We start from the raw sequence: 13,388 nt of genomic DNA on the forward strand, positions 1-13,388 counted from the left end.
ACCAGCACCTCTCACTCATGTTTTACTAGCACGAATCGTGCCAAGCCCCTGCAAACGGGCGTTTCGGAGAGCAAAAAACGCCGCTCACCGACGCCTGCCGCCCCACCCCTGGTCTTAATGCGGCATGATGGACGGATCTTCCTTCAACTCCAGCGGATTGCACCCGGGCGCGATCCGCCCAGTCCAAGATCTCACCGTAAGCCAGACGCATCGCGGCCAAGTACCATCTCGGCGCACAGGCGCTGACGCCCGCGCGATCGCAGTGGTTGCCGATGAGCCGGGCCGATTCGTGACGGTGTCCGGTCGAGCTTCGTCCCGCACTTGCGGCACTACCTGCGCTGTGGTATGATGCGCGGCGAGGCCTCACGGTATTACGCCGAGGCCTTCACGCTCATGCGCAGGCCGGAGGCAGGCATGCAGCAGCGCCGCCCGTTTACCCCGACGACCGCACTTGGTGACGCCAAGCGATGACGATCCGCGAGCAGACGGAGGAGTTGGAGGCTGAGCTGCTGTCACCTCGTGCTGCGAAGGCGGCGGCGAGCCGCGGGCGCGAGCGCGACGAACCAAGGTGTCCGCTGCGAACCGATTTCCAGCGCGACCGCGACCGCATTATCCACAGCAAGTCGTTCCGCCGCCTCACCTACAAGACCCAGGTCTTCATTGCCCCCGAGCGCGATCATTACCGCACCAGGCTCACCCACACGCTCGAGGTAGCGCAGATCGCGCGCACCATCGCCCGAGCGCTGCGCCTCAACGAGGATCTGACCGAAGCCATCGCCCTCGGCCATGATCTGGGTCATACTCCGTTTGGCCACGCGGGCGAGCAGGCGCTGGATCAGGCGTATCGCCGCTTCGATCCCGACGCTCGGTTCACCCATTGGCGGCAGAGCCTGCGCGTGGTGGAGGTCCTCGAAAACGACGGCCAGGGATTGAATCTGACGTGGGAGACGCGCGACGGCATTGCCCGGCACAGTAAAGGGCAGGACGACCTTCCCCGCCACGGCGAGCAGCGCGGCGGCGACCAACCCGCAACCGTGGAGGGCAGAGTCGTCATGATCGCCGACCGCATCGCTTACATCAATCACGACATTGACGACTCCATTCGCGGGAACCTCATTGCCCTGAATGAGCTGCCCGAGCGCTGCCTGCGGGTGCTCGGCAACACGCATTCGCAGCGCATCACGACCATGGTCGCCGACCTCGTCCATTACACTGCGGACGGCGACGACATCAAAATGGGAGAGGACGTCCTCGCGGCCACGAACGAGTTGAAGGACTTCCTGTTCGAGCGGGTGTACGGCGGCTCCCGCGCGGTACAGGGGCTGCGCAAGGTATCCGAAGTGGTGGGCAATCTCTTCCGCTACTACATGGAGAACTCGCACGGGATTCCCGGCGGCGCCCGCCCCGGCGAATCTCAGCCGGAGCTTGCTCGGCGGGTCTGCGATCACATCGCAGGCATGACGGACCGGTACGCGAAGCAGCAGTTCATCACGCACTTCCTGCCCGAGGAGTGGCGGGCCGAGTAGCCCCGCCGCGCGATGGTGCGCGCGGTGCCCACACCGCGCGCGGGAGTCTATCGCCTTCGCTCGCTTGACCCCGCATTTCCGGCGCTGCTATAATCCGACCGTCTCCCGCCTGCCGCGATAGTGCGCGAACCGAGGGGTGACTTGCCCGCGCTGCGCGTTGCGGATGCGGACGTCGTCGCTCTGCTGCACAGGACTGGAGCTATTCCCGACGATGATTGGAGGGGTGCATGGCATATGATGTGACTGATATCGGCCTCGCGGAGCAGGGCCGTCTGCGGTCGGAATGGGCGGGTCGCGAGATGCCCGTGCTCGGCCTGCTGGCGGAGCGATTCGCGCGCGAGCGGCCGCTCGACGGGATACGCGTTGGCGCGTGCCTCCACGTGACCACGGAAACCGTCAACTTGATGCGCCTGCTCAAGGCTGGCGGCGCGGAGCTTGCGCTGTGCGCCTCGAATCCGCTGAGCACGCAGGATGATGCCGCGGCGTATCTCGCCACCGAGCTGGGCGTGCCCACGTTCGCGCGCAAGGGCGAGGACGAGGAGACTTACTACCAGCATCTCGACGCCGTGCTCGACGCGCGCCCGCACGTGACGATTGACGACGGCGCGGACTTCACGTACACGCTGATCATGAAGCGATCGGAGCTGGCGTCTGACGTCATCGGCGGATGCGAGGAGACCACGACGGGCGTGATCCGGCTGCGCAATATGGCGCGCGACGGTGCGCTCGCTTATCCCGTGATCGCCGTCAACGACGCGAATACGAAGCACCTCTTCGACAACCGCTACGGCACCGGGCAAAGTTCGATTGACGGTATCCTGCGCGCGACGAACCTGCTCCTCGCGGGCAAGCGCTTCGTTGTCGCTGGCTACGGCCTGTGCGGGCGCGGGGTGGCGATGCGAGCGCGCGGCATGGGCGCGCACGTCGTCGTTACCGAGGTGGATCCGCTGCGCGCGCTGGAGGCGGTAATGGATGGCTACGAGGTCATGCCTATCGCCGAGGCCGCGCGCACGGGGGATATCTTCATCACCGTGACCGGCGACACGAGCGTGATCCGGCGCGAGCATTTCGAAGCCATGCACGATGGCGCCGTCATCTGCAACACGGGCCACTTCAACGTCGAGGTGGATATCCCGGACCTCGAGGCGATGTCGCGGTCGCGACGGAAGGTGCGGCCATTCGTGGAGGAATTCGAGCTGAAGGACGGCCGGTGCCTGTATCTGCTGGGTGAGGGGCGTCTGGTCAATCTCGCGGCTGCGGAGGGCCACCCGTCGAGCGTGATGGACATGAGCTTCGCCAACCAGGCGTTGTGCTGCGTGCACCTCGTGAAGCACGGGCGGGAAATGACCAAGGCCGTGCACCCCGTGCCGACCGAGATAGACGAGGAGATCGCCCGCCTCAAGCTGTCGGCGATGGGCGTCGAGATAGACACGCTGACCGGGGAGCAGGAGAAGTATCTCGCGGCCTGGGAGGAAGGGACGTAGGCTCGGTCGCGGTCGGCCGCACGGCGCCTTGAGAGCGAGTACGAGGCGCCCGGTCGGCGGGCCCGCAAGGTTCGGACTATTGACGACGGCCGACAGACGTCGTGGAGGCCACGTTGGTGTTGGCGCTCGGTAATGTGCCGCCGCTGGTTATCGGACTCGCCGCCGCAGCTCTGGGCTATGCGCTGCCGGCGATATGGCTGCGCGTGACGGCGAGGCGTTGGCGCAAAGCCCCTCATTCGCGCACGGTGCGCATCGTATCCGGCGCAGGGGTGTTCGCCGCCTTCGTCGTTCCCCTGGTCGTGCTGGCTTCGGGTGAGGCGATACGCCCGGTCGCCCTCGCGTGCGCTGCCGTGTTCGTCGTCGGCGTCGCCGACGACGTCCACACGCTGCCGCGCTGGCTCAAGCTCCTGTTGTTTGCAGCGGTCGCCTATTGGGCGCACTCGCTCGGGATCCGCATCGACACGGTCAAGCCGCCGTTCACCACGGCATACGCGAACCTGGGACTGTGGTCGGCCCCGGTGACCGTGATCTGGCTGCTCGGCGTGATGTGGGCCATCGCGCTCAGCCGCCGAGTACCGGGCCTCACCCCGGGGCTGGTGGCCCTCATATCACTGACGTTCGCCGCGGCTGCGGGAATCGCGCCGGGCAGCCCGAGGGCGGTCACGGTAGCGATTACGTTCCCCCTGGCCGGCGCGGCGCTCGGTTATCTGCGCTATGAGCTGCCGCCGGCGCGGATGATGCTCGGCAGCAGCGGACACTATGCGCTCGGCTTCGCGCTCGCCGCCGTGAGCGTCATCGGCGCGCTCAAGAACACCGCCTTTCTCGTTGTCGGGCTGCCGTTGCTGGTGCTGGCGGTGCCGCTGCTCAATACGACCTATGCGGCGGTGTACGCGTCTCGCCGCGGCCGCGCAGCTTTCACCATCGCGCCGCGCGCGGAATACCTGCACCAGATCATGCTCCGCGAGGGCGTGCGCTTGCGCCACGTCGTGCTCTTGTTCTACATGATGACGGCATACCTGTGCCTCGTGGGTCTGATCCTTGTCGTCGTCATCGAGGTGTCGTTCCTGGTCAAGTTCGCGCTGCTGGCGGTTCTGGTCGCCATCGGGCTGGTTGGATTCTATGTCACGGCGCGAGTTCTCTCGCATCCCGACGCAGTCGGGCACAGCGCCGTCGAGCTCCTGGGCGTGGCGGTGCATCGCACCGACGTCGCCGGCGCGCTGCATCGCATAACGCAGTTCGTCGAGGAAGGCGCGCCGCATCATGTCGTGACTCCGGATTCCTCGGCACTGGTGCGCGCTCAGGAGGACCCGGAGTTGATGGATATTCTGCGCTCGGCCGACCTCGTCACCGCCGATGGCGCCGGCGTCGTGTGGATGGCCAAGGTGCTGGGCTTGCCGCTGTGGGAGCGCGTCTCGGGCGTGGATCTGATGGATCACATCTGCGAACTCGCCGCGGAGAAGCGCTACTCCGTTTACCTGCTCGGGGCCGCGCCCGGCGTCGCCAAAGCCGCCGCGCAGAAGCTTCAGGAGTGTTACCCGGGCCTGACCGTGGCGGGCACGACGCACGGCTATTTCAACGAGACTCAGGAGTCGCAGGTGGTGCACCGCATCGCCGAGGCGAAGCCGGACATCCTCTTCGTGGCGCTCGGCGTGCCGAAACAGGAGAAATGGATCCGGCGCCATCTCGACGATCTCAAAGCGCCGGTGGCGATCGGCGTCGGCGGCAGCTTCGACGTCATCTCGGGGCGCGTGAGGCGAGCGCCCGCGTTTATGCGGCGGTGGGGCTTGGAGTGGCTGTGGCGAACGCTGTGGCAGCCGTCGCGCCTGCCGAGGCTCGCGGCGTTGCCGAGGTTCGTATGGATGGCCGCCGCCGACCGGATACGCCGCCGCGGGCAGGCCGGACGCCCTGGGCAGTCGGCGCCCCCCGGTTGAACCGGTTAGAGTATCACGGTATAATCGTAGCAGTTCCCGTGTACTGCCACACTAGTCCTGCGCCCCCGTAGCTCAGCGGATAGAGCGAGGGCGTCCTAAGCCCTGCGTCGCCCGTTCGATTCGGGCCGGGGGCGCCATGATCACTCGGCGACCGCATCCCGCGGTACGCGTGGACTGCCGGCACGGAGCCCAGACGGGTCGTGGCGGCTAGGTTGGCCCGAGCAGGAGGCGGACTCCTGCCCTACGACTCCGCGTCCGCAAGCCGCGCCGGCATCACCTCCCGCGACTTGAACCGCCCGCCCTGCGTCACCAGCCCCCAGTGCAGGCTGTCCTCATTCATGTAGTGGTCGCGCCATACCCACCAGCACCAGCCGAGCATGTCATTCGCGCGGGCGAAGCGCTCCACTTCCCGCACATATTCGGCACGGCGCCGGTCGCGCTCCGCCTCCGCCGCCTCGGGATAGACGTGAAAGACATCCATGCCGACCTCCCACACCAGGAACGGCTTCGGGCGCGTCGCGCGGCTGCGAATCGCATCTATCTCGCGAAGCAGATGGCTCTGGGCGTCATCGAGTTCCTCTTGCGACCACGGATACCAGCCCTGGCAGTAGAAGTCCACGCTGCCGACACCCCAGGTCATCTCGCGCCAGTACCCGAAGCGCCACGGATCAACGCGCTGCACGACGAGAGTGTCGGGAGCCCCTCGCCGCAAGGCGGCGGTGATGGCCTCTATGACCTTGATGGACAGCGGATTGTGCCAGCGATTGAAATCCTGCCACTTCTCTTCTTCGTAAGGCGTGACCGGCAGGTCACGGTACGGCGTCCCCTCGAGCCTGCAGATCGAGTCGCGCGCCCATTCGTCAACGGGAAACAGCACGTCATCCCACGACGGGTTGCTCTCGCCCCAGCGTTTGTTCCAGTAACCGAGGTCCGGGTTATCCCGGCGCAGGAAATCGCGCCACGAGCGCAGGTTGAGCGGATCGTTGAAGTTCCAGTGATTCAGGTTGAGATGCTGCCAGTCCAGCGGGTCGAAGATGACGTTGTCGTAGCTGCGGCACACGCGCGCGACGCGTTCGTGAAAGCGCAGGAACGCCTGCCAGGAGTAGGTGTCGTAGTCCGCAATGGCCGGCCAGTCAGTCACCAACCAACCGTAGTACGCATCGTGTTTCCGGCCGCCCAGATCGGTAAACGCAGCGTTGAAGAGGCCGTTCACCCCGGCGGGAACGCGCGACATCCCGAACCACAGGTCAACATAGAGCCCGTGGCGCTGCGCCGAGTCGAGCAGATGAACCAGCTTGCGCTGCGCGTTCCGGCTCCACTCGTAGCGCCCGCCCTCGACGTCCACGCTCGGCATGAAGCTGCCCCAGTTGACCTGCACTGCCGCCAGGTTAAACCCCTGGCGCTGCATCGCCGCGAAATCGCGCTCCACCATCGCCTCGTCGAGGTCCTCCCAGAAGCAGTGGTGGAAGGCGTGCGGCTGCCAGTACATCGCGCCGCGGATGAACACGGGCGCCCCGCCGTCTACGAGTCGGCCGTCTTGCAGCTCTAGGCCCGCCGGAGCGCCGGTCGCGGCCAGCGTCAGGGCCACAGCGGTGACTGCGACGGTCAGAGATGCGATACGTGCCGTCATTCGTAACCCTCCGCGTTCACGTCTGGTTGTCAGTCGTACTGCTGACGCAACGGCGAACGCATGCCGTCGTGAGGTGTGTGGGTGATCGAGAGCCGCCGGTGTCGTGCGCGCCGGTCACGTAGAGCAATCGCCCTCGATAGAGACACCACCGAGCCCTCGCCATGTCGTCCGTACGGAGATACGCAACGGACGAAGCGAAGCGTCCCCGCCCCGTCACGACAGTTATTCAGGCAGGGCGTAACGAGACCCCGCGAGCGCGGCCCGCCCGCTATCGCCCGAGCAGGCTCTTGATCTCCGGCGTGTCGAGATTCTCCTTCGTCACCGCGCTGACGCCGGTATCAACGTAGCGCGGAACCGGCTCGCCGCGGATCGCCTTGACGACAGTTTGCACGCCCTCGTACCCCATCTTGAACGGGTTCTGCACGATGAGCGCTTGAATGGTGCCGCGCTCGAGCGCGGCAATCTGGCTGTCGGCGGCATCGAACGCGACGAGCTTCACCTTCCCCGCCAGGCCTCGCTGCTCAATCGCCCGCGCCGCGCCGATTGCGCCCGGCTCATTGGCGGCGAAGATGCCGGCGAGGTCGGGGTTCGACGTCAGCATATTCTCCGTAACGGCCATCCCCTTCGCGGCATCGCTCTCGGAATACAGGACGCTGACGATCTCTACCTGCGGATGCTTCTTGATTTCCTCTTTGAACCCATTCTCCCGCATCGTCGAAGTGGCTGCTCCCGCGACGAACGGAATCAGGCCGACCTTGCCTTTGCCCCCGATCAACTCGACGAGCGTTTCCCCGGCGATACGCGCCCCTCTAATGTTATCGGTGGCCACGAGTGGCACAGACGGGTCGTCCACACCGGAGTCAATCGTGATGAGCGGTATCTTCGCTTCCGCCGCTCTCCTGACGATCGGCGCCAACGCCTTGGAATCACACGCGGCCATGACGATTCCGTCCACGCGCGAGTTGATGAGATCCTCGAGCATCGAAATCTGGCCGGCCACATCGCGCTCATCCGACGGCCCACGCCAGATGATGGTGGCGTCGTTCTCCTCCGCCGCCTGGTCCGCGCCCGCCTTCACCGAAAGCCAGAAGTCGAACGCAACGGCCTTGGGCACGACGGCGATGGTCAGTTTCCCGGCGCCGGGCTGCGCGCCGCGCTCCCGGCGCGCGCAGCCACAGATGACAACGACGACAGCCAGTGTGAGACAGATAACGCGCAAGGCTCTCATCTTCCACTCCTCAATCGTCGGTGTACGAGTACCCGTCGCTCGTGCACGTCTATGGTTCGGCCCCCGGCAGCCGGCTACCTCCGCCGGCGAAACTGGTCGAGGAACACGGCAGCGATGATGATGACCCCGATTGCGACCTGCTGCCAGAATACCGGAACCCGCAGGAGGTCGCACCCGTTGCGCAACACGGCCATTATCAGCGCGCCAATGAGCGTCCCGGCCACCGTTCCCTGGCCGCCCATCAGGCTCGCGCCGCCGATTACGGCTGCGGCAATCGCGTCCAGCTCGTAGCCGACCCCGGCCGTCGGTTGCCCGATACTGAGGCGGCTGGTCAGCGCGAGGCCCGCCAGGGCCGACAGCAACCCCGCGATGGCAAAGATAATGGTCACGACTCGCTTGACGGGAATTCCCGAGAGCCGGGCCGCCTCGGGATTACCGCCGATGGCGTAGATACTGCGCCCCAGTGATGTTCGGGTGAGCACCACGTGCGCCGCGACCGCGACTGCACCGGCGAGCAGCGCGGGCAGCGGAATGCCGACCCGTCGCGCCATCGAGAGGTCGGCGAACCTCTGCGGCACCCCGAACACGTTCACCCCGCCCGTGATAATCAGTGCGGCGCCCCTCGCAATGCCCATCATCCCCAGGGTGACGATGAACGAGGGCATTCGCCCAAACGCGGTCAGCGCCCCGCTCAGTGTGCCGACGCCAACGCCAAGCGCAACGCCGAGCAGCACCGACGGCGCGATCCCCACCCCGCTGCGCATCAACAGCGCCGCCGCACAGCCGCACAGCGCCAGCACCGATCCCACCGACAGGTCAATGTTGCCGCTGATGATGACCATCGTCTCGGCGACCGCGAGGATTGCCACCGCCGACGCCTGTACCGCGACAGTTGCCAGATTATTGGGCGTGAGAAAGTGAGGCGAGGCGAAGGATAGGATGACCCCCATCACGATCAACGCCGCCAGCGGCCGCAGCCACTCGGCAACCCGCTGCCACGCCAAAACGGGTGCGACGTCTCCTATCACATGCGAGTTGTCTCTCTGTTGCCCCATACGCAATCCAATCCGAGTCGCTCAGTTGGATTCGCGACAAGATAGCACGCTCCTGCCCGCAGGCGTACGGGCAGGCAAAGGATGACGCACTCGCGGCGTGGAATCAGTGCGCCATGACCGACCAGCACGTTGACGATCAACAGCCCGCTGCCCTCGATCGCGCCGTCGAAGAGCGCATCGCCCGCTCGATCAACTTCGAGGAGGGCGACCGCGTTCCAATCTGGGACTACATTGACAACCCTTCCGCCATCGACCACTTCGCGCCGGGCGAGGAGGATCTGCTCGCCGCCAATGTCAAGGTCTATCACGGCCTGGGGATTGACCTGTGCCGAGGCTTCGGCGGCAGCTACGCGGCAGAGCGCAACGGCGAGCAGCACACGGACGACGAAGGCGCGGTGCGCAGCATCATCTCGGGGCAGACCTGCTGGTCGGTGCGCAAGGCGATACGCAGCATCGAGGAACTGCGGGCGTACAAGCCGCCCGCGCCGCGCGACATCGAGCAGATGCGCGCGGAATGGGTGCCGCACGTGCGTGCCGTGCAGGCGGCGTTCGCGCCCCTGACGATGTACGTCCCCGGCCACGGCTGCGGCTTCCACGGCACGTACGACATGATGGGGCTCCAGCTCTTCTCCTACGCCATCTACGACTGCCCGGCCGAGGTCGAGCGGCTGATCGAGGCCGGCAACGTCCCCGGCGTGCACATCGCAAGGATCGCCGCGGAGGCAAAGCTGTGCCCGCTCTTCTTCATCGGCGACGACATCGCCTACAAGCAGCGGCTGATGTTCTCGCCGGAATTCCTGCGCCGCACGTTCATCCGCGCGCTGCGCAACATGTGCGAGCCGCTGCGCAACGCGGGCATCAAGGTGATTTTCCACAGCGACGGCAATGTCACCGACATCCTCGATGACATGATCGAGGCGGGCATCAGCGGGCTCAACCCCATCGAGCCGCTGGCGGGGATGGATATCGGCTGGCTCAAGCGGCGCTACGGCAAGGAGTTGATCCTCGTTGGCAACGTGGATTGTTCCCAGGTGCTGCCGCTCGGCACGGTCGCGGAGGTCGTTGCGGCGGCAAAGGAATGCCTGCGCCAGGCCGCGCCGGGAGGCGGCCACTTCATCGGCTCTTCCAGCGAAATCACGCCCAGCACGCCGCTCGAGAATGTCCTTGCATTCTATGAGGCCTGCCGCGAGCACGGCAGGTATCCGATTCGCCTGTGAGCGCATCCGCGTCTTGCGTGAGCGCAGGACATCGGGGATTGCATCGCGAATCTAGCTCGTGGTGGAACGCCGCTTCAGACAGGTCTTCGACGAAAGGATACGAGGAGGATGGACAGACCGATTCGCGTCACCGTATGGAATGAGTACCGCCACGAGAAGAGGAATGAGCAGATCGCCAAGCTCTACCCCAAGGGGATGCACGGCGCGATTGCCGAGCATCTGTCCAAGCAGCCGGGCATCGAGGTGCGCACTGCGACGCTGGACGAGCCCGAGCACGGGCTGACGGAGCAAGTCTTGGCCGAGACCGATGTCCTCACCTGGTGGGGGCACACGGCGCACGGGGAAGTCAAGGACGACATCGTCGCCCGCGTGCGCGAGCGAGTGTTGGACGGCATGGGGCTCATCGTGCTGCACTCCGGCCACTTCTCCAAGATCTTCGGGGCGCTGCTGGGCACGACGTGCAATCTGCGCTGGCGGGAGATCGGGGAGAAGGAGCGCCTGTGGGTGATTGACCGCAGCCATCCCATCGCCGAAGGCGTTGGCGAGTACTTTGAGTTGCCGCATACCGAGATGTACGGCGAGCCCTTCGACATCCCGGCGCCGGACGCGCTGGTCTTCGTGAGCTGGTTCGCGGGCGGCGAGGTCTTCCGCAGTGGATGCTGCTTCAACCGTGGCCGCGGGAAGATCTTCTACTTCCGGCCGGGACACGAGACGTTCCCCATCTACCACGACGCGAATGTGCTGAAGGTCATCACCAACGCCGTTCGCTGGACAGCGAGCGGGCGCGCCGCGGCGCCGACCTTCGGCAACATGCAGCCCCTGGAGGATGTGAAGCCCGAGTAGAGGCTCCCGCAAAGGGCCGGCCGGGGCGTGATGCAGCGTTCTGTGTAGAAAGAGACGCCCGCCGAGAATGATCTCGGCGGGCGTCGAGGTTCAGCTTCACACGGTACCGGCCCCCGGCGCTGGGTGGCCGGAGGCAAGCGAGTCTATTTCAGCGCGGCGATTACCAACGCGGCTCGCGGCGCCCGCCGCGACCTCCGCCGCCGCGACCTCCCCCGCCGCGACCTCCGCCGCCGCGGCCTCCGCCGCCCCGACCGCCGCCGCCTGAGTCACGACCGCCGCGGAACCCGCCGCCGCCGCCCGTGCGCTCCGGTCGCGGTTGCGCCTCGTTGACCGTAAGCGGACGCCCCTGGAAGTCTTGACCGTTGAGCGCCTCGATGGCCCCGGCCGCTTGCTGTTCGTCGAGCTGGATGAAGGCGAACCCCCGGTTGCCGATCATCCGCACCTCCGTCAACGGCCCATACTGCTCGAACAGTTGACGCAAGTCGTCCTCGGTTACGCTGTAGGGGAAGTTCCCTACGTACAACGTCTTGTCAGGCATGTGCCCTCTCCCTGAGTTCCGCGCACCGCGGAATCTATAGTCGCGGCGCTTGGCCGCGCAGCGCGGTTCGTCCGCTGAACTAGCTCTGCTTCACGAGCCTCGGAAGCGCTCGCGCCGCTCCCCGGTGCAGGGAAGCGACCGCGTCATCGCGCTTCGCAGAGCGATCTGCCGTCCGCTCGACAGTCAGAGAGGACAGGGACGCCTTCGCTTGAGCTTGAAAGTTCTCCGCGCGCGGCACATCCCCCTTTGGCGATTTGATGATTCATCATACATCGTGGGATGACGCGATCCGTTTGCGAGACACATTGCCCGGCGACGCGAGCCGCCCTCCGGACGCCCCGCCGGCTGGTGCGATCGCCATGTGACACTCCGCACCAGCGCGCGGCGGCGGTCGAGATCTGCTCGAACCGACAGTCAGAGAGCGTTGCCCTTAGAGGCCGAGCGTGACACTGCGTCCTGCTCGGCGCTCCGGGTTGGACGTGCCAGAGCATCCGCGACGACGAACCAGCTGCGCCGTTCCGCACCTTCGGCTGCCAACGGTGACCTGGTTGCCGACGCGTCTTCGTTTCTCAGCGGCCATAGAGGCCGACGAGTTGTGCCTGACCGAGGATATGCCCCTGCGTCGCCTTGTCTACGTCGCCCTTGCGCCCGCGGGCGGGCAGGTCGAGCTTCGCGTCGAGAGCATAGAGCCTGAAGTGATAGTGGTGCGCCGGCCCGCGCGGCGGCGATGGCCCCCCGTAGCCCGCGATGCCGAAGTCATTGAGGCCGTGCTTCGCCCCGCCGAGCTCCGGGACGGTCTCGCGTGAGGGAACGCCCTCGGGAAGCTCGGCACGGTCCGCGGGCAGATCGTAGAGCACCCAGTGAGTCCAGGTCCCGGCCGGCGCGTCGGGGTCGTCACAGATCACGGCGAGCGAGACCGTGCCCTCGGGCAGCTTATCCCATGACAACGGCGGCGATACGTCGGCCCCGTCCGCCGTGTACTTGGCGGGGATCCTGTCGCCGTCCTTGAAAGCGCTGCTGGTCAGGCTGAAGGTCATGGCGGTCACCTCCTCTGGAGACGGGAGCGACTGCGGTGCCGGCGCCGGGGCGCGCTGGGCGCATCCGGCGGCATAGAGGACGACAAGCACTACCGTTACGATGGCCGAGCTGTGGCGCATGGCTCGCCTCCCTGTACCGGATCGAGATGACAATTCGGGCCCGCTCTTGTATGCTACCATAGGGCGAAGTGGTAAGGAAGGCGTCCGGCACGGCAAGCAGTGCTGGAGTAATGTTCCCGTTGGCGGTTGCCGAGACACGCAGGGCTTGCGCCAAAGGGCGCCGCGGGGCGTTTCGGACGAGAATCCGGCCGGCACGCAGGCGCCGCGGGTCATTGCGATTGAGCGCTATCCCCGGGCAGGTATTCCATGCCGACCGACGAACAAGGCGCAGAATATGGAGATAATTTGTCCCGAAGGAGGTTCTGATGTATCCGGATGACTTGGTTTATACTGAAAGTCACCAATGGGCGCGCATTGAAGGCGATATTGCGATAATCGGCATTACCGATTACGCTCAGGATCAGATGGGCGACCTCGTGTACGTTGACCTACCCGAGGTGGGGGACGAGGTGAACGGTGGTGCGCCTCTTGGGCAGGTGGAATCGGTCAAGGCGGTGAGTGACGTTGTAAGCCCCGTCAGCGGCGAGGTCACGGCGATCAATGAGGCGCTGGTGGATGAACCGGAGACTGTGAATCGCGACCCGTACGGTGACGGATGGCTGGTGAAGGTGCGCATGAGCGATCCTACGGAAGCGGAGTCGCTGCTGGATGCGGCTGCTTACCAGGCGGTGCTCGAGAAGGAACAGTCGTCGTAAGATGAGAGGTGCGCGTGAGTAGCCGTCGCGTACCCGGCGTTGGGCGCGCGACGGCTAAGCGTCTCGGAGCGGTGGGCGTCCTAT

The 13,388-nt window shown here is 65.9% G+C and carries 11 protein-coding genes and 1 tRNA gene; 7 read left to right on the forward strand and 5 right to left on the reverse strand.

Going from position 1 to position 13,388, the window contains the following annotated elements; all coding sequences use genetic code 11:
• Positions 1-467: 467 nt before the first annotated feature.
• From JSV65_10455 to JSV65_10470, 4 genes are all read left to right on the forward strand, one after another.
• Positions 468-1,526, forward strand: a complete 1,059-nt coding sequence (locus JSV65_10455) for a deoxyguanosinetriphosphate triphosphohydrolase (GenBank protein UCH33014.1) — start codon at positions 468-470, stop codon at positions 1,524-1,526.
• A gap of 227 nt (positions 1,527-1,753) precedes the next feature.
• Positions 1,754-3,010 carry an adenosylhomocysteinase gene (locus JSV65_10460; GenBank protein UCH33015.1) on the forward strand — a complete coding sequence of 419 codons (1,257 nt, stop codon included), beginning with the start codon at positions 1,754-1,756 and terminating at the stop codon, positions 3,008-3,010.
• A gap of 116 nt (positions 3,011-3,126) precedes the next feature.
• A complete protein-coding gene (locus JSV65_10465) occupies positions 3,127-4,941 on the forward strand; it encodes a WecB/TagA/CpsF family glycosyltransferase (protein ID UCH33016.1) in 1,815 nt (604 codons plus the stop codon).
• Positions 4,942-5,002: 61 nt separating this feature from the next.
• A tRNA-Arg gene (locus JSV65_10470) sits at positions 5,003-5,078 on the forward strand.
• A gap of 104 nt (positions 5,079-5,182) precedes the next feature.
• Here the strand turns inward: JSV65_10470 and JSV65_10475 are convergent.
• From JSV65_10475 to JSV65_10485, 3 genes are all read right to left on the reverse strand, one after another.
• Entirely contained in the window at positions 5,183-6,571 is a 1,389-nt protein-coding gene (locus tag JSV65_10475) for a hypothetical protein (GenBank protein ID UCH33017.1), read from the reverse strand.
• Between the two features lie 268 nt (positions 6,572-6,839).
• The gene (locus JSV65_10480; protein UCH33018.1) at positions 6,840-7,799 is read right to left on the reverse strand and encodes an ABC transporter substrate-binding protein; all 960 of its coding nucleotides are present in this window, start codon (positions 7,797-7,799) and stop codon (positions 6,840-6,842) included.
• Between the two features lie 74 nt (positions 7,800-7,873).
• The gene (locus JSV65_10485; GenBank protein ID UCH33019.1) at positions 7,874-8,854 is read right to left on the reverse strand and encodes an ABC transporter permease; all 981 of its coding nucleotides are present in this window, start codon (positions 8,852-8,854) and stop codon (positions 7,874-7,876) included.
• A 113-nt stretch (positions 8,855-8,967) separates the two neighbouring features.
• On the opposite strand from JSV65_10485, the gene JSV65_10490 reads away from it, so the two are divergent.
• Both JSV65_10490 and JSV65_10495 read left to right on the forward strand, forming a co-directional pair.
• A complete protein-coding gene (locus JSV65_10490; protein ID UCH33020.1) occupies positions 8,968-10,071 on the forward strand; it encodes a hypothetical protein in 1,104 nt (367 codons plus the stop codon).
• 108 nt (positions 10,072-10,179) lie between these two features.
• A complete protein-coding gene (locus tag JSV65_10495; protein ID UCH33021.1) occupies positions 10,180-10,914 on the forward strand; it encodes a ThuA domain-containing protein in 735 nt (244 codons plus the stop codon).
• Positions 10,915-11,074: 160 nt separating this feature from the next.
• Here the strand turns inward: JSV65_10495 and JSV65_10500 are convergent, their stop codons facing one another.
• Positions 11,075-11,452, reverse strand: coding sequence for an RNA-binding protein (locus JSV65_10500; GenBank protein ID UCH33022.1), 378 nt, complete (start codon positions 11,450-11,452; stop codon positions 11,075-11,077).
• Between the two features lie 569 nt (positions 11,453-12,021).
• Positions 12,022-12,489 carry a YbhB/YbcL family Raf kinase inhibitor-like protein gene (locus JSV65_10505; protein ID UCH36748.1) on the reverse strand — a complete coding sequence of 156 codons (468 nt, stop codon included), beginning with the start codon at positions 12,487-12,489 and terminating at the stop codon, positions 12,022-12,024.
• Between the two features lie 425 nt (positions 12,490-12,914).
• Between JSV65_10505 and gcvH the strand changes: the two genes are divergently transcribed.
• The gene (gene gcvH, locus JSV65_10510) at positions 12,915-13,304 is read left to right on the forward strand and encodes a glycine cleavage system protein GcvH (protein ID UCH33023.1); all 390 of its coding nucleotides are present in this window, start codon (positions 12,915-12,917) and stop codon (positions 13,302-13,304) included.
• Positions 13,305-13,388 lie beyond the last annotated feature (84 nt).

This window comes from Armatimonadota bacterium (assembly GCA_020354555.1).
Classification (GTDB): domain Bacteria; phylum Armatimonadota; class Hebobacteria.